The 23,911-nt window shown below is 40.6% G+C and carries 15 protein-coding genes; 5 read left to right on the forward strand and 10 right to left on the reverse strand.

Annotation, left to right across the window (positions count from 1 at the left end; translation table 11 throughout):
- The first annotated feature begins 28 nt into the window (after window positions 1-28).
- From NT175_10885 to gltA, 3 genes are read left to right on the forward strand one after another with little or no spacing between them, the layout of a single operon-like run.
- Window positions 29-2,623, forward strand: a complete 2,595-nt coding sequence (locus tag NT175_10885) for a molybdopterin-dependent oxidoreductase (GenBank protein MCX6235202.1) — start codon at window positions 29-31, stop codon at window positions 2,621-2,623.
- Window positions 2,616-3,431: a sulfide/dihydroorotate dehydrogenase-like FAD/NAD-binding protein gene (locus NT175_10890; GenBank protein MCX6235203.1), complete on the forward strand. Its 816-nt coding sequence runs from the start codon at window positions 2,616-2,618 to the stop codon at window positions 3,429-3,431. Before NT175_10885 ends, NT175_10890 begins: the two co-directional genes overlap by 8 nt.
- 1 nt (window position 3,432) lies before the next feature.
- Window positions 3,433-4,830 carry an NADPH-dependent glutamate synthase gene (gene gltA, locus NT175_10895; protein MCX6235204.1) on the forward strand — a complete coding sequence of 466 codons (1,398 nt, stop codon included), beginning with the start codon at window positions 3,433-3,435 and terminating at the stop codon, window positions 4,828-4,830.
- A gap of 6 nt (window positions 4,831-4,836) precedes the next feature.
- Here the strand turns inward: gltA and NT175_10900 are convergent, their stop codons facing one another.
- Together NT175_10900 and NT175_10905 are read right to left on the reverse strand one after the other, a co-directional pair.
- Window positions 4,837-5,658 (reverse strand): hypothetical protein, encoded by an 822-nt coding sequence (locus NT175_10900; GenBank protein ID MCX6235205.1) that lies wholly within the window; start codon window positions 5,656-5,658, stop codon window positions 4,837-4,839.
- A gap of 142 nt (window positions 5,659-5,800) precedes the next feature.
- Window positions 5,801-9,727: a pyruvate, phosphate dikinase gene (locus NT175_10905; GenBank protein ID MCX6235206.1), complete on the reverse strand. Its 3,927-nt coding sequence runs from the start codon at window positions 9,725-9,727 to the stop codon at window positions 5,801-5,803.
- Window positions 9,728-9,950: 223 nt separating this feature from the next.
- Here NT175_10905 and gdhA point away from each other — a divergent pair, with 223 nt between their 5' ends.
- Window positions 9,951-11,306 (forward strand): NADP-specific glutamate dehydrogenase, encoded by a 1,356-nt coding sequence (gene gdhA, locus NT175_10910; protein ID MCX6235207.1) that lies wholly within the window; start codon window positions 9,951-9,953, stop codon window positions 11,304-11,306.
- Between the two features lie 39 nt (window positions 11,307-11,345).
- Here gdhA and NT175_10915 read toward each other — a convergent pair whose 3' ends face one another.
- From NT175_10915 to NT175_10950, 8 genes are all read right to left on the reverse strand, one after another.
- The gene (locus tag NT175_10915) at window positions 11,346-12,602 is read right to left on the reverse strand and encodes an O-antigen ligase family protein (protein ID MCX6235208.1); all 1,257 of its coding nucleotides are present in this window, start codon (window positions 12,600-12,602) and stop codon (window positions 11,346-11,348) included.
- A gap of 42 nt (window positions 12,603-12,644) precedes the next feature.
- On the reverse strand, window positions 12,645-13,700 hold the full coding sequence (locus NT175_10920; protein MCX6235209.1) for a DUF4340 domain-containing protein: 1,056 nt from the start codon (window positions 13,698-13,700) through the stop codon (window positions 12,645-12,647).
- 14 nt (window positions 13,701-13,714) lie between these two features.
- Entirely contained in the window at window positions 13,715-14,239 is a 525-nt protein-coding gene (locus NT175_10925; GenBank protein MCX6235210.1) for a DUF4411 family protein, read from the reverse strand.
- A gap of 3 nt (window positions 14,240-14,242) precedes the next feature.
- On the reverse strand, window positions 14,243-15,391 hold the full coding sequence (locus tag NT175_10930; GenBank protein MCX6235211.1) for an XRE family transcriptional regulator: 1,149 nt from the start codon (window positions 15,389-15,391) through the stop codon (window positions 14,243-14,245).
- A gap of 36 nt (window positions 15,392-15,427) precedes the next feature.
- Window positions 15,428-19,324 carry an Eco57I restriction-modification methylase domain-containing protein gene (locus tag NT175_10935; protein ID MCX6235212.1) on the reverse strand — a complete coding sequence of 1,299 codons (3,897 nt, stop codon included), beginning with the start codon at window positions 19,322-19,324 and terminating at the stop codon, window positions 15,428-15,430.
- A 200-nt stretch (window positions 19,325-19,524) separates the two neighbouring features.
- Entirely contained in the window at window positions 19,525-21,264 is a 1,740-nt protein-coding gene (gene gldG, locus NT175_10940) for a gliding motility-associated ABC transporter substrate-binding protein GldG (protein MCX6235213.1), read from the reverse strand.
- Window positions 21,265-21,271: 7 nt separating this feature from the next.
- Window positions 21,272-22,036 carry a gliding motility-associated ABC transporter permease subunit GldF gene (gene gldF, locus NT175_10945; GenBank protein ID MCX6235214.1) on the reverse strand — a complete coding sequence of 255 codons (765 nt, stop codon included), beginning with the start codon at window positions 22,034-22,036 and terminating at the stop codon, window positions 21,272-21,274.
- 52 nt (window positions 22,037-22,088) lie between these two features.
- Window positions 22,089-22,868, reverse strand: coding sequence for an SAM-dependent chlorinase/fluorinase (locus NT175_10950; protein MCX6235215.1), 780 nt, complete (start codon window positions 22,866-22,868; stop codon window positions 22,089-22,091).
- A gap of 94 nt (window positions 22,869-22,962) precedes the next feature.
- On the opposite strand from NT175_10950, the gene NT175_10955 reads away from it, so the two are divergent.
- A complete protein-coding gene (locus NT175_10955; protein ID MCX6235216.1) occupies window positions 22,963-23,910 on the forward strand; it encodes a PhoH family protein in 948 nt (315 codons plus the stop codon).
- Window position 23,911 lies beyond the last annotated feature (1 nt).

Here is a 23,911-nt window from a genome sequence, read left to right on the forward strand (position 1 = left end):
AGGATAAACTTATTGTAACATAAAGTTTATGAGAGAAGCATCAAAGGAAATACAGAGAATAAATGTCACAGTTACTGTTGATGGCAGGAAGTTGGAAGTCCCTGAAGGGTTCACTGTGTTGCAGGCTTCAAGAAAATCAGGTAGTTATATTCCCACCCTCTGTTATCTTGACAATTTGCCCAATTATGGAGGATGCCGCCTTTGCATGGTGGAGATAAAAAATATGAGGGGTTTTCCCACTGCCTGCACTACACCTGTGACTCAGGGTATGGAAATAATCACAAAAACGGATGAGCTTCAAGCACTTAGAAGAGACATCCTGGAATTATTACTTACTGAACACCCGTATACATGTCTTGTCTGCGGCGACAAAAATGATTGCGGGCAATATATGCACTCCACCAGAAAAGTTGGAGTGACAACAGGTTGTAATTTTTGTACCAGTAACGGTGACTGTGAGCTGCAAAACCTTGTGGATTATCTTGAGCTTACGGACATGAAGTTCCCTATTTCATACCGTAACGTTGCACCTGTGAGAGATAATCCCTTCTATGAACTGGATTATAATCTTTGCGTTCTTTGTGGCCGTTGTGTGAGGATTTGTAATGATGAACGCCACAGCAAAGTACTAGCATTTGTTCAGCGCGGGAATTCGACACTCGTGGGTACGGCATTCAATGAGTCACAGAAGGATGCAGGTTGTGAATACTGTGGTGCCTGTGTGGATGTCTGTCCTACAGGTTCTCTATCAGAAAAAATGGGGAGCTGGGTTGGTCTTCCTGACAGGTCAATAAGTACAACATGTGTTTCATGCTCCATTGGCTGCGAAATGAACATAAACACAAAAGGAGAAAGGGTTGTGAATGTCGGACCGGCTCCGGGAAAACGTACTGATCCTCCCCAGCTGTGCGTTCGTGGTAAATTTGTTCCACCCGATATAATCCACCATCCGGCACGTATCACCTCCCCACTTATCAAAAAAGAAAACCGGTGGGCTGAAGTAGGCTGGAAAGAAGCAATTCATTATTCTGCCAGTCATCTTGAACAATTCAGGGGTAATCGGTTTGGAATGATCGGATCGGCTCAGGATACGATTGAAAACAATTATATCCTGCAGAAATTTGCAAGAAAAATAATGCGGTCAAATAACGTTGACCTTCTATCCTCTTATCCTGAAAAAGAATTAATTAAAAATATCAACGACTACCATAAAGTTTTTCCTCCATTCAAAGTGAACGATATAACCGATGCGGATACTGTTTTTTTGATAGGTTCCAGGGCGTATTTATCCCATCCGATCATTGAAAACAAGATCAGAAAAGCGTATAGCAATGGCAGACAGGTTGTTGCTGCAAGTACACATAACAGCAGAACAACGGATTTTACATCGTATCACACAACTTATTCTCCCGGTGGAGAATCTGCTTTTCTTTCCTTATTGCTGTTCAGTTTGGCAAGAAAAACGAAGAGTCCTGCTGCAAAAGAAATTCTCCGGCAGCTTAAGGATCTGGAGATTCATGAGGCCATGGCCAGATGCGGTATCACACCTGGAGCGCTGAAAAACCTATCGGATATAATCTTCCATTCCGGAAATACGGTAATCATTGTTGGTGATGAAATTTTAAGAAATGCTGACTGTCTGAACAGTTTTAATGCTTTAGTGAATCTTCAGCTCCTGCTGGATGGGCATTGCAGGATGATGTTCCTTCTCGATGAAGGTAACCGTTATGGTGGTACGTATGTAGGCATGCACCCATATTACCTCGCCGGATTTGATGAGCTTGATGATGAAAAAACTCTGAAAAAATGGTCACATCAATGGCAGACCAAACTCAATCAAACACCAGGATATTCTTCTGATGAAATGATTAAAAAAATAAATGGAGATGGCATCAGTGCACTGTTTATTGTCGGTGATATACCGCCTGATAAACGGTTATCTGGTTTAAGTTTTCTTGTCCAGCAAAATATGTTCTTCACCGAAACGTCGAAATTCGCAAATGTATTCTTCCCACTGACCAGTCATTTTGAGGATAGTGGTCATATCATGAATCTGGAAGGTGAACTAAAAAAGAACACCCGTGTAATTCAACCGCTTGAAGGCACAAAACCGGTATGGCAGGTTATTTCAGAGATTTCAGATGGCTTAAATGAAACCGGATTTAATTATAAACAGCCAGAGGATATCTTCACCGATCTTTGTTCATTGATCGATCTGACTTTTACCTCGCCTGCAAAGAATGTTTCGAAAGTAAAACCACTTACAACCAGATCAGTGGGAAATAATGATTTACCGGTGTCACTCATCATTGAACCAAACGCCTTTCATTATTTTGGCAATATTTTATCAGCACACATACCCGACATGAAATCAATCAGGGATGAAGGTATATTATTTATTTCTGCATTGATTTCAGAGCAGTTATCCTTAATTGATGGTAAGGAGGTAAATATAATAACAGGATTTGGCAAGATTAATACGACCGTAAGGATTAATCATGAACTGGAAGGAAATATTGCCTTTTTCAGGCCAACTTGGGAACATATATCAAGTATTGCTGATGGTATTAACATTGATCAGTATCATATTCCTGTAAAAATTGAAGATCTGAGAAATGATTAAAATATTGGACAAAGCACATATTGCCCCCAACATACACTGTTGTACTGTAGATGCACCGGATATAGCGCGCAAGGCAAAAGCAGGTCAATTTGTCATTGTAATACCTGACGAATTCAGTGAGAGGATACCGATTACTATTTCAGATTGGGATACAGAAGCAGGTACGGTGACCATTGTATTTTTGGAGATTGGTGCAGCAACCCAGCGCTTTGCTGAATTACAGCCTGGTGATACTATTTACTCTTTTACCGGACCATTGGGAAGACCTTTCGAGTTTGATAATTTTGGTAAAGTGGCTCTGGTAGGAGGATGTTATGGTATTGGTGGGATCTATCCTGCTGCTAAAGCACTTAAGGAAAAAGGTAATGAAGTAATTTGCTATTCGGAGGCGAGAAGTAAGTTTTTATTATACTGGAATGATAAATTGGAAAAGGTATCTGACGAGGTACGTTATGCCACGGTTGATGGATCATTAGGATTCAAAGGTCATGCTTATGACTTTCTAACAACTAATCTGCAATCGGGTGAAAGGTTTGAAAGGGTAATGGCAGTTGGCTGTACGTATATGATGTACCGGATTTCTGAAGCCACACGCCCGTTTGGCATCAAAACAATTGTCAGCATGAATCCTGTAATGATTGATGGTACCGGAATGTGCGGAGCATGCCGTTTGGTAGTGAAGGGTGAGACAAAATTTGCCTGTGTGGATGGTCCTCATTTTGATGGCCACCAGGTGGATTGGGATGTTGTATTATCGAGGCGTAAAGCTTATCTGGAGGAAGAGATCATATCAAAAGAAAGGTGGTAACATGGCTATTATTAGTCCAACAAAGACCCCAATGAGGGAGCAACCGCCTGAGGAACGCATACGGAACTTTAGAGAAGTGCCCTTCGGGTATACTCCTGATGAGGCGGTGAGTGAGGCACAGCGGTGCCTGCAATGCAAGAAACCCTTATGTATAACAGGCTGCCCTGTAGAGATCGACATTCAGGGTTTCATTGCTTTGCTTGTTCAAAAGAAATTCAAAGAAGGGATATCGAAGATCAAGGAAAAAAATATCCTGCCGGCTATATGTGGTCGTGTTTGTCCACAAGAGGAGCAATGTGAGAAGCAGTGTATCGTAGGGAAGAAGAACGAACCGGTAGCAATAGGCCGGCTTGAGCGGTTTCTGGCGGACTGGGAGCGTAACGAAGGCGAAATAGAAATACCACATCAACCTGAATCTACAGGTAAAAAAGTAGCCATCGTCGGTGCAGGTCCTGCAGGAATTACAGCTGCAGCTGATCTGGCAAAGATTGGCCATAAAGTGGATATGTTCGAAGCATTGCATCAGCCTGGAGGCGTACTCGTATATGGTATCCCTGAATTCAGACTTCCTAAGGAAATAGTTTTTAAAGAAATAGATTATTTAAGGAAGCTGGGTGTCAATGTATATACCGATACCGTCATTGGAATGATTAAAAGCATTGATGAACTGCAGGAATCCTACGATGCGGTCTTCCTCGGTACAGGTGCTGGATTACCCTGGTTTCTTAAGGTCCCGGGTGAAAACCTCAATGGCATTTATTCTGCCAATGAGTACTTAACGCGTGCGAATCTGATGAAAGCCTATCTTTTCCCCAAATACAAAACGCCGATCATAAAAAGAAAAAGAGTGGCAACAGTAGGAGGTGGCAATGTCGCCATGGATTGTGCTCGCACAGCTCTGCGACTTGGCGCGAAGGAATCCATCCTTATATACAGGCGTGCCAGGGAACAGATGCCTGCACGGGCTGAAGAGATACATCATGCGGAACAGGAAGGGATTATATTCCATCTCTTGTCCAACCCTGCTGCCTTTTATGGTGATAAGAACGGTTGGGTCAGGGAAGCGGAATGTATTAAAATGGAACTCGGTGAACCTGATGAATCTGGCAGAAGAAGACCTGTACCCATCGAAGGTGCCAATTTCATGGTTTCCATAGATGTGGTCATAATTGCTATCGGAAATAGTCCTAACCCTCTCATCCATTCGACAACAAAAGATATCGAGGTTACAAAATGGGGAACTATCATAACCGATCCGGCTACTGGAAAAACATCCAAAAGAGGCGTTTTTGCCGGTGGTGATGTGGCTACAGGTGCTGCTACAGTCATACTTGCCATGGGAGCCGGGAAAATCGCTGCAAGAGGTATACATGACTACCTGCAAACAGGAATCTGGTAAACAAATTTACCATTCCAGGCTATCTTCCATTTTTATATCATAGAGATCTTCGTTGCTCAGTCCATGCCATTTACAACCTTTTTTCGTACACAGGTAAAAGTCGATAAATTTTGTTCTGGCACTGACTTTTATCATGGCGATAGGTGACATGCACCAATCACAATATTTATCTTCCAGCTTTAAACTTTCAGAACAGTAGGGACATTTCAGGTCTTTGGCTGTTTCAAGCTCGGGCAGAAAAATGGTGGATTTTGATGTAAACACATTCAGGTAGGGACTCAGCATAATGATTCCTTCTTCATTTCTTTCATTGATGATATTTAGCTTGATCATTTCATCCTCAATCAAGCTTCTATGGCAGTGCGGACAATATGTTTGAAGAAAAGTGCCCGTCTCAATAATTTCCTTGAATTCATCCTTTTTATCAGGTTTTTTAACCTTTTTTGATGGTTCGGTTATGATACTGGGGAATGCCCTTTCTCTGAACCCATACTCCTGATAAAGTTTCTTAAGTGCTATATTAAGGTCGCCAAATTCAACCAGATGGTTTTTACACCCGGCACGGGAACAGATACTGACTTTTCCGCCCATATCAAGATAAAACGACACCATGTTCGCACCGCACGTCATGCATTCCACATCAGAGATTATCTCCTTCTCGCAGCCTGGACAGGAAAACCTGGCAACCTCATTATCATGTATTTCTATCTCCGACACGTGATTATAGCTACCATAAATCGAACTCAGGCGGATGTTGCCCTTTTTCCCTGCAATCTCAATACTCAGCTTTATGCTTGATTCATTGTCGACGAGATGTTCATCATCCATTAGTGATTCCCCGCAATTTGGACATTTGACCCTTAAAGAAAGAAAATCGTACATTGTATTCGGTTTTTAGATTTCGCTGTAAATAAGATCTCTGTGACTTTGCAAGTATATAAAAAAATCAGACATCAGTTCACGGGATTTTTTACAACACTGGGATCTCATCCCATGATATGACTGCAATTCTTTTTTTGCCATCCATTCTGATAATCAAAGGTTTATTGAACCTGACATGGCGAAAAAAGCCCGATTTACCGACCAGTTCCTGCTTTTCAAGGACATCATAGCGGATGAATGTTTCCGGATTTTCTTCATAAACTGAAAAATACCCGACGTTCATAGATGTCAGGTTATGAAAAAAGTGCGATCCGGAGGAGGCATCCAGTGGATATCCCTCCAGGCTGGTTTCAACGATGATCTTCGCATTGGAGATGTGGGTCCAGTTGACCGGTATGCCTATCCAGCGGTCGCGTGTACCCCAGCGGCCCGGACCGATTAGGATGTAGTTCTTGTTTTCTTTTCCCATGAGGATATTCATCTGTTCTATTTCAGCAGCCATCTCAACAGTCTTGCTTTTATCGAAATACGTTTTTTCCACATATATCACATCCCTGATATCCCTGATCATGCCATTTCCCATGCCTTTTTCGGTATACAGGAGTATTTTTTGCCTGTTGATCTCCTTCATGTTGATGTTGAAATCCTGTGCGCTGCCGATAAGTGGTTTGATCTGTAACAGATAGAACGATGCCTTCATGTCCTCATCCTTGTTCAGATCAACAGCAAATTCGATTTCCACAGGTGAGCCAAGCGCTTCTTTGACCACATCAAGCACAACCTCAATGGTTTGGGATAGAGGCACATAATTGTATTTCAGGATATCGGCAAAATTGACGATCCGTGGTCCGGGGTGGGAAATACCCGAAACAATACGGCTGTTTTCAATGTCATATACCGATGCTGAGTGAGTCAGGGTTCCATGACGCTCCGCATCGTCAATATCCAGCCGAATAAGACCAGCCGTATCACCCTCCAGCAGGTCAACATCTTTTTTGGACAGGTCCACAGCAAAAAATTGTAACTGTGAATTAAGATACTGATCTTTGGGAGAATTGATTTCGACAGCCGGGTATTTCGGTGAAAACCGGTAGGCTTTTTCGCCCTCCACCACATATTTGCCAAGGCCAAGTGCAATAACTGCAAAACCCTCTTCCGGCTTCATATATGAAAACGGATAGTAATTATACGACTGGGCTACGCCGCTGATATGGGGATAAAAGACATTTTCAAATTGATTGCCAACAACTTCCTGTATGATGACCGCCATTTTTTCCTCTTCGAGCTTATAATGAACCGATTGGATATAGCTTTTCGACAATGATGAATACACAGATGCAAAAACCAGTTTTATGGCATCCATCAGTTGCTGGAGCCTCACATTAAAATCAGGATGGCAGTTGGGCAGCAGATAGGTCTCAAATATGCCGGCAAATGGCTGCATCAGGGAGTCTTCAAATAATCCTGAAGATCTTACGGCCAACGGTTTGTTTATCAGCTTGAGAATGATCTTCAGTTTTTTAATCAGACTTTCAGTCAGCTTGCTTTTGATAAACATTTGTTTGATCTCTTCGTAATCTGTTTCACCAATGACGATATCATACAGGTTATTTCGCTGAATGAAATACTCAAATTCTTCGGTGCCGATGACCGATGTTTTCGGAGCACGGATATTGATATTCGGGATGTGTTCCGAAAAATCGTAATTATAAATGAGCGTATTGATGAAAGCCAGACCACGGCCTTTGCCTCCCAGTGAGCCAGAGGTCAGGCTCACCACGTTGCTTTCGTCAAGTATCGCTGATTCCTCAAAGGGGATGACCTTCCCCTTATTTTGTTCATTGCGGAATTGCTGGATGACGCTGATGAGGTATTCTCTGATATTCTGCGGATTTTTGAAGTCGGTGACCTTATGTGGCAGTAGTATCCGCGCTGCCTGTATCTCACCGCGGGCCATCAGCCACATGGAAAAATGATCACGCTGGGCATGATAGATAAGTGATTCATCAGGGATAGTCTTGAGCTGGTTCTCAAATTCCTTCAGGGAACGGGCAACAGCTATCTGTTTCCCCATGCTGTCCTTGTAAACAAAATTTCCGAAACCCAGAAAATGTGTGATGAAACTCTTTAGATCCTGGCTCAGACTGTCGGAGTTTTTATTTATAAAAGTGGCCTTCATCTCAAAGGCTTTTTCCTGGTTTGATAGCTCCGACGATTGGATGATGATGGGTAATGCCGGAATCTCTTTACGAACATATTCCACCAGGTTGATGCCCGCCATTTCATCCATCCTGCTGCCTTTTTCAAATTTAATATCCGATATAAGGCAAAGGATATATTCCTTGTACTTATCAAATATATAAATGGCATCCTCATAGCTTGAGGCAAGGATGATTTTTGGCCGTGCCCGCAGCTTCAGAACTTTATATAATTCATCCGTAGCCACATCATCAATGATGCGGCGGGTCTGCTCCATCACGATCTGGTGAAGTATAGGCAGATAACGGGAATAATATTTTGCTGAGTCCTCAACGAGAAGGATAATTCTGACTAATCCTACCTTGGTGTCATTCTCAACATTGATTTTATCTTCTACATGTTTGATCATGGCCAGGAACATCTTGGACTCACCATTCCAAATGAAAACCTTATCGATATTGGGAAGTTTTTTATCGCTGCCTTCAAAAAGCGCCAGGTCGGAATTGTTATTCAGAAGCAGGAAAACCGGAATATAGGGGAATTCCAGTTTAACCATTTCACTAAGTACGATGGGCAGATTCTTATCAACTCCCACCATAATGACGACCAGGTCGAAGTGTTTGATATGGAGCTGATTCATTGCTTCTTCCGGCGTGGACACGCCTGTAATACGCGGTATGGAGGTGAGATTGAGTTGCTGATAGTCACCCAACACATATTCTGAGAATTTGCCCTCTTTTTCGATGCTGTAAGCATCATAGAGGTTGGCAACCAGGAGAATCTCTTTTACCATAAAAGGCATCAGGTCATGGTAAATATCACGGTTATAGTTGCTTTTATTGAGGAAAGTCTGAAGGAGCTGCCGGCTATATTTGGATGTTCCATCATCAGAGGAGTATTTTTCGCGTACAGTTTTGTCATCAAGTGTCTTCCTGAGAAGAGCCTTGCCTTTGACACTGTTCAGATAGCCGGCGATGAGGCTGGCCAGGTTGTTAATCAGCTCTCTTTCCTCTTTCATGAAAGGGCCTTCATCCGATTCAGGAAATTCTTTCGTATAAAAGATATCAATAGCACCTTCCTGGTTGTCAATGGTTTCGAAATGCTGACTCTGCGTCCATTTGGTTTCTTTAAAATTTTGACTTTTAAATACCATGCCATCAAACTGAATACGTGCAACGGCAAACTCCGGATATTGCCATGCCTGTGGCAGGATCTGGCAAATCTGCAATAAAGCTTCCTCGATAGGTTTTCCTTCTTTCAGGATGCTGCTTGTGCGGTTTATGCATGCCAGCTCCTTTAATCTCTCCTGCGTTTCATGCGAACGTTCGAGACTTTTGAGTGAATTTAGATAACTGGCGATGATCCCGGCGATGCTGATTATCAGGTCCCTTTCTTCTTTCAGAAAAGGTCCCTCATCCAGTTCAGGGAAATCTTTAAGATAAAATATTTCGATGTTACCGCGCTTATTGTCACTGGTTTCAAAATCCTGTGATTGTGTCCATCTGGTTTCTCGGAAATTCAGGTTGGTAAATGTCCTGTTATCAAAAGTGATCCTGACGCAGGTGTAATCCGGATATTGATAGGCAGCCTGAAGAATGGAGCAAATCTGTTGAAGGGTATCATCAACTGAATGCTGAGCCCTGAGCAGGCGGACTGTCCGGTTTATAGCTGTCAGCTCTTTGATACGTTCCTGCTTCTCTTGCAGAAGCTGCTGGTAATGGACCGGATCAAGGATTATCTGCCTGGTTTCCACGTCGTCCGGTTCAGGTTTTTCAACTGCTTTCCCGACCTTTTTTGTTGAACCTTTTACTGTCATGCTGTGATCAATTTTCTTAATATCATAACAGGGATAAAATTACTTTTTTTTGAATTTGCATTCTGTCGCACTCTCATTAACATTTGTCAAAGAGAGAAAAAAAAGCGTAATATCCTGATTTTTATTTAAATTATTTTAATTAATATTGCTCCCTCAAAATCTTCATCAGCTTTTTCAGTTATTAATCATAATAAAAAAATTACTTACTTAAAACTACATCATTATGGCAAATCCAGTTCATGAAAAATTGGTCAAAGATTTCATGGCCAAAGTTATCGCAAAGAACCCCGGTGAGATTGAATTTCACCAGGCAGTCGAAGAAGTAGTTGCAACACTGATTCCATTCGTGGAAGAAAATCCGAAATACAAAGAAGCAAAGATCCTTGAACGGTGTGTTGAGCCGGAACGGGTTATCCTTTTCAGGGTCCCATGGGTTGATGGCAAGGGCGAGATACAAATAAACAAAGGTTACAGGATTGAGATGAATAGTGCCATCGGACCCTATAAGGGTGGATTGAGGTTTCACCCGACGGTGAACCTTGGCATTCTCAAATTCCTTGCTTTTGAACAGGTCTTTAAAAACAGTCTGACGACCCTTCCGATGGGTGGTGGTAAAGGTGGTTCTGACTTCGACCCCAAAGGGAAATCCGACATGGAAGTGATGCAGTTCTGCCAGAGTTTCATGAATGAGTTATTCCGTCATATAGGCCCTGATACAGACGTTCCGGCAGGCGACATTGGTGTCGGCGGCAGGGAAATAGGTTATTTATTTGGACAATACAAGAGGTTACGTAATGAATTTACCGGCGTTCTTACCGGCAAGGGCCGTGAATGGGGTGGCAGCCTCATCAGACCGGAAGCTACTGGTTATGGCCAAGTTTATTTTGCTGAAGAGATGTTAAACACCAAAGGTGACAGCATGAAAGGAAAGATATGCCTCGTTTCCGGATCAGGTAATGTGGCACAGTATGCAACGGAAAAAGCCACACAAATGGGCGCCAAGGTGGTTACCATGTCCGACTCCGCCGGATTCATCCATGATCCCGATGGCATTAATGCCGAAAAGCTCGCCTTTATCATGCACCTGAAGAATGTGAAAAGGGGAAGAATAAAGGAATATGCCGACAAATATGGTGTCAAATATTATGAAGGCCTCCGTCCATGGGGTGTTAAATGTGATGTGGCATTACCAGCGGCAACCCAGAACGAAGTCAATGGCGATGATGCCAGGACACTGATCAAAAACGGTTGCCAGGTCGTATCAGAAGGCTCCAACATGCCATCCACACCCGAAGCTATTGACGTATACCTGGGAGCCAGGATACTCTATGGTCCCGGAAAGGCTGCCAATGCCGGTGGTGTTGCTACATCAGGTCTCGAAATGTCACAGAACTCACTGAGGTTGTCATGGACAAGAGAAGAAGTGGATGCACGGTTACATCAGATCATGAAAGATATCCATACCACTTGCGTGAAATGGGGTAAAGAAAAAGATGGATACACAAATTATGTGAGAGGTGCTAACATTGGTGGATTTGTCAAGGTGGCGGAATCTATGCTGGCTCATGGTGTCGTTTAAAAACCGGCACAACTAATATCCGGAGCTCAGGCTGCCATTTTACTCTGGCCACCTGAGCTCTTTTATTTTATAGAACAGGAACGCATTGAAAAAGGCATAAAAAACTACCCCATTCTGTGTTTCAAGTATCGATTCAAAAAGAAAATTAACGGCATTAATTCCCAGGAAAAGGAGATAGACAATATTCCGGTTTTTTATGGCGTAGATCAGCGCCAGGATAAACATCGCCAGTAAAACGGTTGTTCCTGCCAGTCCAATAGCTATACCTGTCTGTAGAAATTGATTGTGCGCATTTAATTGGTGTGATAGAGCATCTGTCATGCCCTTTTCATTGTACTTTTCGAGCAGGGCATCCTTCACATCACCTGTTCCTACACCTGATAACGGGTGCTCACGGATGATCTCCACAGCACTTTTCCAGATCAGTAACCTAGCATCTGTACTTTCCTCGCTGTTTCTTACGCCGGAATCATAATTTTCAATGGCTTTCCTTGTCCGTTCAATCCGTGAATAGACATTAGGAAAAAGAAATGAAGCGAGCAGAAAAAAAAGAACCACTGATCCTATCAGGGAGATGCCCAGTATCACTCGCCTGCGGAAAAACAGAAGATAAAAAGCCATGACAAACATAACAAGGCTCAGAGTCAATATGCCAGCCTTGGAACTCAATAAAACGATAAAAACTGAAAAATAAACGATGAGCAATATGATGAGTACCTTTATCATCTTTGACATTCTGTTCAGCAGAAGAAAATAGAATAGCAGGGTGATGGCAAAACTGATATACATGGAAAGGTAAGTGGTGTGCTGGAACCAGGAAAGATTGGTGTAATAAAATGCCATTTTGGAGTGGGAGGCAAAATACTGAATAAAAGCATGGATCAGGCAGGTCAATGTACAAAGAAACACGCCTGCAATGAATGTCCGCAGCAGGGTATGAGTTTTTTTTGTGTCGAAAACCGCGTCATCGGTCAATGATAGCATCAGCGGGAAGAGAAGCAGGGAAAGCTTGGTTTGCATATCTTCACCTGCATAAGTCAGGTTTCTGGTATAAGCCAGGCCGGCCAGATATAAAAGGTAAAGCAACGAAAACGACAAAATCCACCAGTGTTTTGCCCCATGGCGAAATGACCCGCGTACATTGCCGAATCCGGGACCTGATAACCAGATTAAAAAGATCAACCCGATAGAATAGGAGACAACCAGACCATTGAAAGGCATCAACAATGCAAATACCAGCATCAGATAGAAGTACACCTCTGGCCGGAGACTTTTATACTTTTGTAAGATATTCATTAGCCCGATTTTACATTGAGCTTGATGCCACATTGTGCATCTTTATGATGAATGTTTGAAATATGTGACGGGTCTGGTAATTTTATCAAAGACATAGAATTGAATCAGGACAAAATCTTTTCCATCATTGATGAGTGCATAAAACCGGTCTATATCGTATGGCAAAGAATTACCCTTATAATCGATCTCACCGGGCACTCCTGGTTTGTGAAAAGTTTTTACGACAAACTTTTTACCTGATTTTTCGGTAAGCGTGATGACATGAAACGGCAGGTTGGCAATGATCGAGTCACGACGGCTGGGGAACATGTCGACAATTAGGGCTTCATATCGTATGTTGGCAAAGGAAGCCAAAAAATTCACCACCTTATTGGTATCAAAGTCAGGTATCTCTTTTTTATCAGCCAAAGATATGAGTGAGAAGAGTCTGTCGTCATGATTCACGACCTTGTATGACTGGTTGGGATTTTCAACAAATTCAACCTCCACCGATTGTATGTCCTGCAGTTTGCTGGCAAAGATTTGATGATCGCGCCAGTCTTTTTCCCGTGTGTTGTACCTTGACTGGACAAATCCCCTTAATCCCGGCAGATAGACCAGGAAAGGTACTTCAGAGTTCTCCATCAGCATGTATGTGCCAATGTTGTTTTGTGCGACATGCCCGACATAGTAAGTCTTCGATTTTTTTTCATGCCTGAAAAGCCTGATCCTGTTGAACAGGTCAATCCTGTAAACCTGTTGATAAATCTCTACTTTTATGGAGCCTGTAGCCAGAAGCTTTATTGTGGTATTCAGGGCTGACTGTGGCACAGGGTCCAAAATAGCCAGATTCAGCATAGTCTTTAATAACAGGTCAACACTTTCCTGCTGGGCTTTATATTTTCCATTCAGTCGCCATGATCCGTCACTTTGCCGCTCCAATAAAACATTCCTGTTGTTCTTATCGGTCAGAAAGATTTTTGACACATTGGAAGTGTCATCGACGGCAAAATCTTTCAATTCACGCCTTATAGTGCTTTTCGAGCTGGTGATGATCAGTGTGACAGCAATGATTGCCAGGACAATGGTTATAATAAATATGATGGTGTTTTTCTTCATAGTATTGTACTGGGTTATTTCTTCTTTCTTTCCATTTTCAATTCTCTTTCTATTAAAAAATCATTTATATCAATACACTTTACGCCATTTTTTGCTGAAACGCCTGGAATTCTGTTTGGTTTTACTTTACTCTCATTGGTTATCAATACACAATTGTGAGTTTTGCAATATGCAATCAAATAAGGGTCGGCTTCTTCTTTTCCTTCTGCCTGTTTTTTTGCATCAAAAAATCCTGAGTTATATTCCTCATTAATTATTGGAATAGCTGCGTTTATACTTGCAGCATCTGTCGGGACAACTAAAAGCTTTTTCCATTTCTTCATCCATTTCATTAAAAAATCTTGCTTGCCTTCGTAATTGTTTATTTCATCTTCAACAAAATCAATTGTTTTGAAACGACCTCGTTTGATTAATTCTTCAATTTCTTCCCAAATAGCAATGAATACTGGGTTGTCATATTTAAAAGTTGATTCAAGCATTATTAAACCACTTGTATCAATCACATAAATAATATTTCCCTGATTAAAATCTAATTGCATTTTCTAAGCATTTAACAATTGACGAGTTTTGGGAATGTATGAAAGCTTCACTCCCAAAAAATCTGAAAGGTCTTTAAGGTCAATTCTATTTTGGTCAAATGCTGAAAATGCAAGAGAGATATATGTTCTACCTTTTTCTTTAATTGTTTCTTTTGCAATGTTTCTTCCTTCCGGTTTTTTTGCTCTGCCGAATGTTGGTTTATTCCAGGCTTGATGCCTGTCCTTGTAATATTCAAGAGTTGTAAGTTTGTTTTCTAACAAACTTCTTAAAATAGCCAATGGACCAACGTGAAAATGATTTGCCAATTCAATCAAATCTTTTTTTGCCCACATCTTTTTTCCTTTTGACTTTTGTTCTATTACAATATTCATTTGCAAAAGTTCAGATGTCGGAATTAGTATTTCAGCCGCAAAAGCATTACACCATTTTTCAATCTGCTGATTGATGTTTTCTGTTAAATCGCACAACCCACCGTCAGTTAATAGTATATGACCGAGTTCGTGAAATAGCGTGAAAATTTTTGCTGACGCTTGTTCTCCACCCCTTTTGATTCCAATTATTGGCACAATTTCATCCACCATTGAAAATCCTCTCAACTGGTCTTGAGTTAAACTCAATTGAAAAACTGCAATTCCTAACGATTCCACTTTTTCAATATATGCCTCTAAAGCATAATTGATATTTTCCAATTGTCTTATCTCGCCTAAATTCCATTCTTTGCGTAGCTTATTTGCTATTGTTGCAGGATTAGCTTGTATTGATGCTTTGTATTGGAAACGGGGAATTGCAATGTCGGCATCTTGTTTTAGTTCAACTAATGAAACAACAAGTGCCCGGGCTTTACGAATTGCCATAATGGTTTTTTCGTGAAAGTTTCCTAAATCTTTTGAGTCAATAGTTCTTCTGTCGGTTGGAAGTGGCTTTTCCTTTGGAGGTTTAGTCAGTAATAGAGTTGCAATAGTTCTTTTATAAGCTTTTGAAAGTTCCTTTAATTCGTCTAATGTTGGTTGTTTTTCTCCTTCTTCCAATTGAATTAAACGCTTTGCTGATATTCCGGTTTTTTCAGATGCATTTGTTCGGTTCAATACTATAGCTTCTCTTGCCCAAACAAGAACTTCATGGTTTACCGCTATATTAATTTCCTCTTTCATCTATTACCTTTCAAATTTAGAGTTAATTTAACTTTTTCAATTCCCTTCAATTATTTTTTGTTCTTCCGATGTAATATCATAAAGATTATAAACCAATTCATCTATTTCTCTTTCGTTTTCTGTACTGTCAATGCCTTGTTGTTTTTGAGCAGTTATTTTATCAACCAATGTCGCAATTTTATTGGCTTCTGAATCTGTTGGTTTATAAATAGGAATTTCAAGTAATGGCTCTTTATCTAATTGATAAGCATTGCCTTGCATTTTGCCTTTTTTATGAAGCCAGAAAGCAATCAGTTTTGAGTTGAGTAAACCAGTTAAATATTTTAGATTTATTCTATTGCTTTGAACTACTAAAAATGCCCGTGAAACATAACAATCAAAATCTGTATATGTAAAACGAGGTTCATTTGGACATTTTCTTAGGGCAAATATTTTTTCACCTTCAAATAAATGTTGTTCTCTTGTTCTATGTAAACCGTAGGGTTTATTATCCGAAGTAATAATGCTCCTGAATTTATCCAAATGCTCTTTGATTTTGGGATAATCATTTATCGGAATCTTTTTTGTTTCCTTGTCGAGTTTACCAATGTCTGATTTTGTGTAAAGTATCCAATACTGGTTTTCAGGATGGCCGGAATATTTTTGTAATTGCTCTGTTGTGTAATACGGTTTTATTATTTCTTTTTCTTTTTTGCTGAACCTCATATTGTCAAATTCAATTTGACTTAAAACAAAAACTCCGTCACCAACTTTTGCTTTTCCAATTAGCTTTTCACAATTCGCTTTACTAACAAAATCTTGAAGAACATCAATTCCTGAACCAACTTCCGCTTGTAGTTCTAAATCTCTATTTGCTTTCTCTCTAAGAAAAAAATTATGTTTTGCTTTTATTTTATCAAGCAGTTCAGAGTTTCTATCAGTATTAAAAGTCAATGGCTTATTTAGCAAAATTTCTTTACTGATTTTTGGGAAAAGTAAAATTGTGTTTTCTGTCTCCAATCCAGTAAGTAAATTTAAAACGTTTTCTTGGCTTAGTTTTTCGCCTTCTAATTTTCTGTAATCAAAAGCATAGTTGTCGGCTTCTTGATTGTTCTTGAAAAGCATAATCATTGTTTGAATAGATGCGTTTTCAAAAATCATATACGCTCCAAAATCAGTAAGATTAATTATTTGGTTGTTTTTTATAACAATGTTTCTAAAGTTTGAAGCACCTGCGTTTGTTACCCAGTTATTTGTAGCAATATAACACAGGTTGTAATTTGGTTTTAATAGTTTCAACCCTAAATCACCAAACAAATACCAAATATCCATTTTACCTTGGTAGCATTCTTTTGTTCTTAGTCCATTAAAAGCATCACGATTCGCATCCTCTTTAATATATGGTGGATTTCCAATAATTAAATCAAAGCCCTCAAAGTCTCCATTGTTATTCAGCACTTCTGGGAACTCAAAACGCCATTCAAATGCGTTTTTATAAATGGCATTATTAATTATAGCTTCTTTTTCAGCCTCCAACTTTACTAATTTTTTTGATGCCTTATCAAGTCTGTCTTTTAGCTCTTTAGGTATTTTTTCACCCCATTGTTGTTTTCGGTTCAGGTCGCTCATAACATTTAGTACTTCACCCCTTGCTTTCGAAATTTTTAATTTAAACGGGTCGTCAAGGTTAGTGCGGAAGTCGCTTTTAATGGTGTCAATTATTATTTGCAAACCTCTTTTTACTTCACGGTTTTTTTCGTTTTTGTATTCATTTACAAAACCTCTGTATGCTTTTATATCATACTTTATGCTTTTCAATGCCTTACTCAAATCAGCATCTAATGGAAAACGGCTCAATAAACTGTTTCCGCATTTTATATTGATGTCAATATTGGGAAGTGTTTCCAATTCCAAAAAGTCGGTTTCTTCTTTATAGTAAGCGTTTTTCAATAGTTCGATCCACAAACGTAAACGGCAGATTTTTACCGAGTTTGGATTGATATCAACACCAAACAAACAGTTTTCGATAAGGGTTTGCTTTTCGTGAAAGAGTGTTTTTTGCAGATGCTGCATTTCTTTACTTACAGGTTTGCCATTTTGCAATTTATACTCTACACTATTGCCTTTAGGATCGGTAATAATGAGTTCGTCGTTTATAATTTCAATTTCATAACCGCTTATGCTGTTACCATGCTCGTCAGCCAATATCCCCAATTCGGCTTTAATACAAATAATTTCATTGAGCGACGAAACCAGGTAGTGTCCTGAACCTACCGCAGGGTCGCAAATACGAAGTGAGTTAATTATTTCATTGGCTCTTAAAATATCCTGTGTTTTATATAGCCGTCGAGTGTAGTTTTTTACATCTTCAAATTTGTCGAAAAGATTTTTTCCGTTTTTGGATAAGGCTTCGTTAAACTTTTCGACTACAGCCAGTCGGATTGCTTGCCTGCACATATGCATGGTAATAAAGCCGGGGGTAAAAATAGAACCGTCTTTGTACCCGTTAATTTTTTCAAACACTTTACCCAAAACCGAAGCATTGATAATGGTTTTGTTATCCTCCTGAACATCCTCTGTTCCTTCACTTGCAAAGTTGTAAGCATTTAAAAATTTAAAAAGATACTCGAGCGTAGGCAGCCTGTCTGCCTTCTTTTTTATATCTTTTAGAATGGTTGTGTTTATTAATTCAAGTTGTCCATCATTGTCAAGCGAATTAAGTTTTATGGTTTGGTCTTCCAATTCGCTAATTTCAAAAAGCGAACTGTTTAAGTAAGGAACTTGGCTGAATTTGCCTATTATAGCTTCAGTTCTGTCTTTCAGGTTTACAGCTAACACTTTATGGAAAAGTTTAAACAATTCGTCAAAGTCATTTATTATAGCACTATTTAGGAAAAGGTATTTTTCTTTGTTTCCAGGATGATAAGTGACTAATTGCCCTTCTAATAATTTTAAAAATAAAATTCTGTTTATCCAGGTAATGCAAAGCTCTAACGAAATATTAAAAATCCGTTCTTCTTCTGCTTCTCCATAGATTGTCTGGTCAGGTAAGCGATGTAATGAATCTTCGGTAAGAATTGCATCAATTGTTGATTCAATAAGCGAAGCAGGATTTTTGTTTTCTAACTTTCGCATTATAATGTTTTTACCTCCTTCTTTTGCTTCTTCTAAACCAATTATATGAAGCAATTCCTTGTAAAACCTTTCGTCAAGCGAATTGCTGTCGTTTGGCGTTACAATTTTTAATAGATGCTGTGGCGAAAGAATTTTTTGCAATGCTGTTAATTCCCGGTCATCTTCCTTTTTGTTGTTCCGTAAAATGGTGTCGTATTCCCTTATGTCAAAGTAAACACAAGGTATTTCAACATCTATTTTCTCAATTATTTTAGCAACTTCCTCATAAAAGAACGGATTGTCTTTTTTATCGTTGATTTTTGTTTCGTATAGTTTATTTATTTGCTTATTGCGGTTAATATGTTTGTCAAAATGGTTTACGTCTATAATGTACCATTCGTTTACATTGGTTATTACAAGTTGTTTCAGTTGGTTGTTGCCAACTTTGTTTCTCTCGTCTAAGTAGTAAAGTATTAATTCGTGAAGTGCTTTTTTGTTTGGGTTGTCACCCGAGACCATTTCATTAATGTTTGTTGGTCTTTTGGCTTCAATGATAACGCCAACTTCGCTGTCGGTGGTTTTGCCTAAATGAATTACTAAATCTTTCTTGTCTTTGGTGTTTATAGCGTTAGTGTCCTTGTAATAGGTGTCACGCAAAAAGTCACGCAGGTCGTTTTTTAAATGTTCTTCGCTTTCGTCTTTAGGTCGGTTTTCAATAACGCTAATCTTGTCAAGCAAAGTAATGAGGTTGGTTTTGAAAACATCTATTTCGCTTCTCAAAGGTCTTTGCTTTAAGAATGCTTTAAGTGCTTTTTTTGGTGTCTGTTTTAATAACTTCATTAAAATTCTCTGTCAACTATTAAAGATGCTAATTTACGATTTTATACCGCTTTATCGTCTTGGTGTAGTGGGTAAATTTGGCTTTTTTAGTTTTACTGAATGTTGGTAAAAGATCTGTCCGAATGTTGATAGCTATGCCTGTAGTTTTAATGTCTTGCAGTTAAGTTTAATGGTTGCAGTGTCGGTCTTTACACTTGCTTTCAACGTGAATATTTTCTTTTCCTTATTAAATACTGTACAACACCCATTACACCGACAAGAAGTATTGGTATCAGTATATTAATGAGTTGCCAGGTGATTTTTTCGTCACTGATTTTTGTCTTATCGAGCAGCCGGAGTTTCACCTCTCTGGTCCTGGCAGCTATACTCCCTGAATCATCACAAAGATAATTCATGGCATTCATTATAAAATCCCTGTTGCCGAACGTCTGCCGCGTATACTGGTCAAAGCCAAGCGGCAGGGGATACCCCTGTGTCATATGCATTTGATTCAGGATAATATCTCCATCGGCCACCACGATCATTTTATTGGGCGGACTTATGTCATGAAAGTCAATTAAAGGATTATCGCGTATTTCAGGCGGAATACGATTTCTGAATACCGACTGAAATTCACCCTCCAGCAATGCTGCTATGGGGATGTACTGTTCACTGTACTGCTTTTGATCGGGCTCCTCCTTGAGCATATCCAGGCTTATCAGCACAGGTGTCTGAAGTTTATGTGAATATTGAGACGTCGTAAGCAATATGGTTTTTTTAATGCCTTTTGCCCCGACTGTGTCAAGACTGCTGGCAAAGTGCGTCATGAGGGCATTGAGATTCTTGATAATAGGATGATCACCGGTCGGGGTTATGACAGGGAAAAATGGCCACGGCAGAAACTCTATCTGCGGCTGGTCACCAATCATGCCGGTGACAATGCGAATGGGTAAGGCGTTGAGATCGAGCACCAGATCAGGATTTAACCGTACACCATACGTGAAAAGCTGGTCGTCGAGGTTGAGATTCATGGCCAGACCCATCGTCAGGTTGGAGTTTTCAAGACTGTCCATGCTGGCATACACCGGGTCGATAAGCCAGAGCACCTTACCGCTACGCATGATGAACTGGTCAATAATGAATTTATCTTTCTCCGAAAAGGCAGAGTCAGGCTGCGCAATGATGATGGCCTTGTATTTGTTTTTTACGATGAACTGACCTGTTCCGGCCGAATCTCTCTGTGTCAGACTATTAATCTTTTCGTCGATCTTCACCCTTTCAACAGTGTAAAACTCTTTCAGTGCATTGGTAATATCATAGACATAGGGTGCTTTAAGTTCCCCATGACCTTCGATAAATGCTACAGAGGGCTTTGACTCGATTGTCACTTTCCGGATGGAACTGGAAAGCGTGTATTCAAGATTCTGCACAGAACTGTTTAATATGTATTCCGGTGTTTGTCCCATCTGCGACAGAAGAAACTGAACTGGTATTTCACGCGATTTATAGGTGACTAAACCACCCGGGAAAATGATCTGCTGCGATGTGCCGTCACTGGTCTTGACTGTCAGGTCGGTAGGATTCAATCCTTTCCTTATCAGCTCCTGGTAAAAACTCCTCACTTCTCCTGCATTGCCCACCTTCGACGGATTGATGAATTCGTATTGGATCTTGTTGCTGTATGCCCTGAATTCATCCAGCATCTCTTTTGTTGAACGGCTTAACCGTTTAAAACCTGCCGGAAATTCCCCTTCCAGATATATTTTGAAGTAAACCACATCATCTAAATTCCGCAGCAGATCTTTAGTGGCCGGTGTAAGTGTGTACCTCTTTTCAGATGTCAGGTCAAAACGGGTAAATATATATTGGCCGATGATATTCAGTAAAATAATGATGATCAATCCCATGACAAGCTGGATGATATTATTTTGCCTGATATTTCTGATTTTTTTACCCATCATTATAAAATCACCCTTCAACTGTTGTTTTAATCTTAGCCCTGTCCCATTTCCTGCTTTCCAGTGAAACCTTGGCGAGCAGAATGAAAATGCCTGTCACACTTAAAAAGTACAAAACATCCCGCGTATCAATCACGCCATGGCTCATAGCCGAATAATGGGCATTTATTCCCATGGATTTGATAAACAGATCTATTTCCCCAAAAATCAACAGGGGATAGATCAGGTCAAATCCGATATACATCACACCGCAAAGGAAAACACCCAGGATAAAAGCGACGATCTGGTTATCTGTCAGGGATGAGGCGAACAGACCGATAGCGACAAAGGAAGCCCCAAGGAAAAGCAATCCTATATATGATCCCCATGTTCCGCCCATATCCATGTTTCCTTTTGGCAACCCTAGCTGATAAACTGAAATCAGATAGATCAACGTCGGCAGCAGCGAAATAATAACCAGGAGCAGTCCGGCAAAGTATTTTGCCATGATAATCTGTAAATCCGACAGAGGTTTTGTGAGCAGCAGCTCAATTGTACCGCTTTTTTTCTCTTCAGCAAATGACCGCATGGTCACGGCTGGAATGAGGAAAAGGAATACAAATGGCGAGATGATGAATAATCCGTCGAGTGTGGCATAGCCGAAATCAAGGATATTGAATTCCACAGGGAAAACCCATAGAAATAGTCCATTGACCAGCAAAAAAACGGCAATGACAACATACCCTATGAGCGAGCTGAGAAAACTGCTGACCTCTTTCTTAAATAACGTGAACATGGAGGTGTGCTGATTATTTCCTTAAAACAGGTGGCAAAGATAAACATTAATCTTAACTGAATTCGATACGGACCATATCGTCGATTTCCATTCCCAGCAGGCTGCTTGCATTGCCTTTGTTCATAGCAATTTCCAGGAAACCTGTTGAGCCGAATATGGCCAGCATCTCTCCCTCGGGGACATCACTGTATGATTTGCTGATGGAGATGATGTTGTAACCTGGAGTACGAAAGGATATCTGAAATTTTTTGCCTTTTCCGACACTGCGGAAAAGCGTCTCAGTAATGTTGGTGATCAGGTTCTCAAAAGCATCAATATACATCACCTTGCCTTTAATAACCTGACTATCCACTACAGGCTGGAAGGTATAGAACTTGTTGACGGAGGATTTGACCGTTCCCAAATCCTCTATTCGGCCACCTTTGGCAATATGAACTGCAGCCTTGACAAACACATCACGTGTGGGAAAAGTAAAATAATCAGAATCCTGGAAGATGTCAATTTCGACGATTTGCTCGGGCTCTTTATCGAAGATCAGCGAAAAGATGCCATTATCCGCCCCGATAAAGAAATACCCGTCATGTCTTACGACCGTGTGCGGCGTTTGAATAGATGCTTCAGGATTTATACTCAGAATATGAATACTGTTCAGCGGGAAGCTTTTATATGAATTCCTGATGATAAAAGAGGCCTGGTTCAGGTCGAAAGGGGCAATATTATGCGAGATGTCAACAATAGTGGCATCTGGTAGCTGGGTCAGAATGGTACCTTTTACACTTGCCAGATAGGGATCTTTCAGCCCCCAGTCGCTAGTGAGCGTGATAACAGGCATAATATCGCGTTATTCAGATAAACTTTTCGGAAGATAAAAAAATCCCTTACTTTTGTGAAAGCCAAAGTTACAAATTTTATTCTCACCTTACTTTATGACTGAAAAAGTTTTTAGTATCGAATCTTACAGTGCCCTTGATATCTATGGAGTGAATGATATAAATCTGAACCTGATAAAAGCGAACTTCCCTAAACTTAAGTTCATTGTCAGGGGTGAGTTTATCAAAGTCATGGGTGAGCAGAGCGAGATTAATAATTTTGAAGATAAGTTTTCACTTTTGCTTCTTCATTTCGAAAAGTTCGGCAGGCTGGTTGAAAATGATATACTCCAGATTCTCAGTGGGGAAGAGGGAGAGTCCTATGCCGCAGGCATAGATACCAGCGATATTCTCGTTCATGGGCGATATGGCATGCTGATAAAAGCCCGCACAGCAAACCAGCAAAAGATGGTAGATAGCAGTGAAAAGAATGATCTGGTTATTGCCTTCGGCCCTGCCGGCACCGGCAAAACATATACGGCTGTGGCGCTGGCTGTGAGGGCATTGAAGAACAGGGAAGTGAAGCGCATCATTCTCACCCGTCCTGCTGTCGAAGCCGGCGAGAACCTGGGATTCCTCCCCGGCGACCTGAAAGATAAACTCGATCCCTACCTGCAGCCTTTGTATGATGCTCTCAGGGATATGCTGCCCACCCCGAAACTCCTGGCGTATATGGAAGATGGAACTATCGAGATAGCCCCGCTGGCCTTCATGCGCGGTCGTACACTCGACAATGTTTTTGCCATCCTCGACGAAGCACAGAATGCCACTAAACCCCAGATGAAGATGTTCCTAACGCGCATGGGTAAGTCAGCCAAATTTATCGTCACCGGCGATATCACTCAAATTGACCTGCCCGGCAATCAGCCCTCAGGATTGGTGCATGCCACCAAAATTCTGGCCAATATAAAAGGTATTGCCATCGTCGTGCTTGATGAATCCGATATCATACGCCATAAGTTGGTGTCGCGCATACTTAAAGCCTATCATTCCGAAAATCAATAAT

It is taken from the genome of Bacteroidota bacterium, from assembly GCA_026391695.1.
Lineage (GTDB): Bacteria > Bacteroidota > Bacteroidia > Bacteroidales > JAGONC01 > JAPLDP01.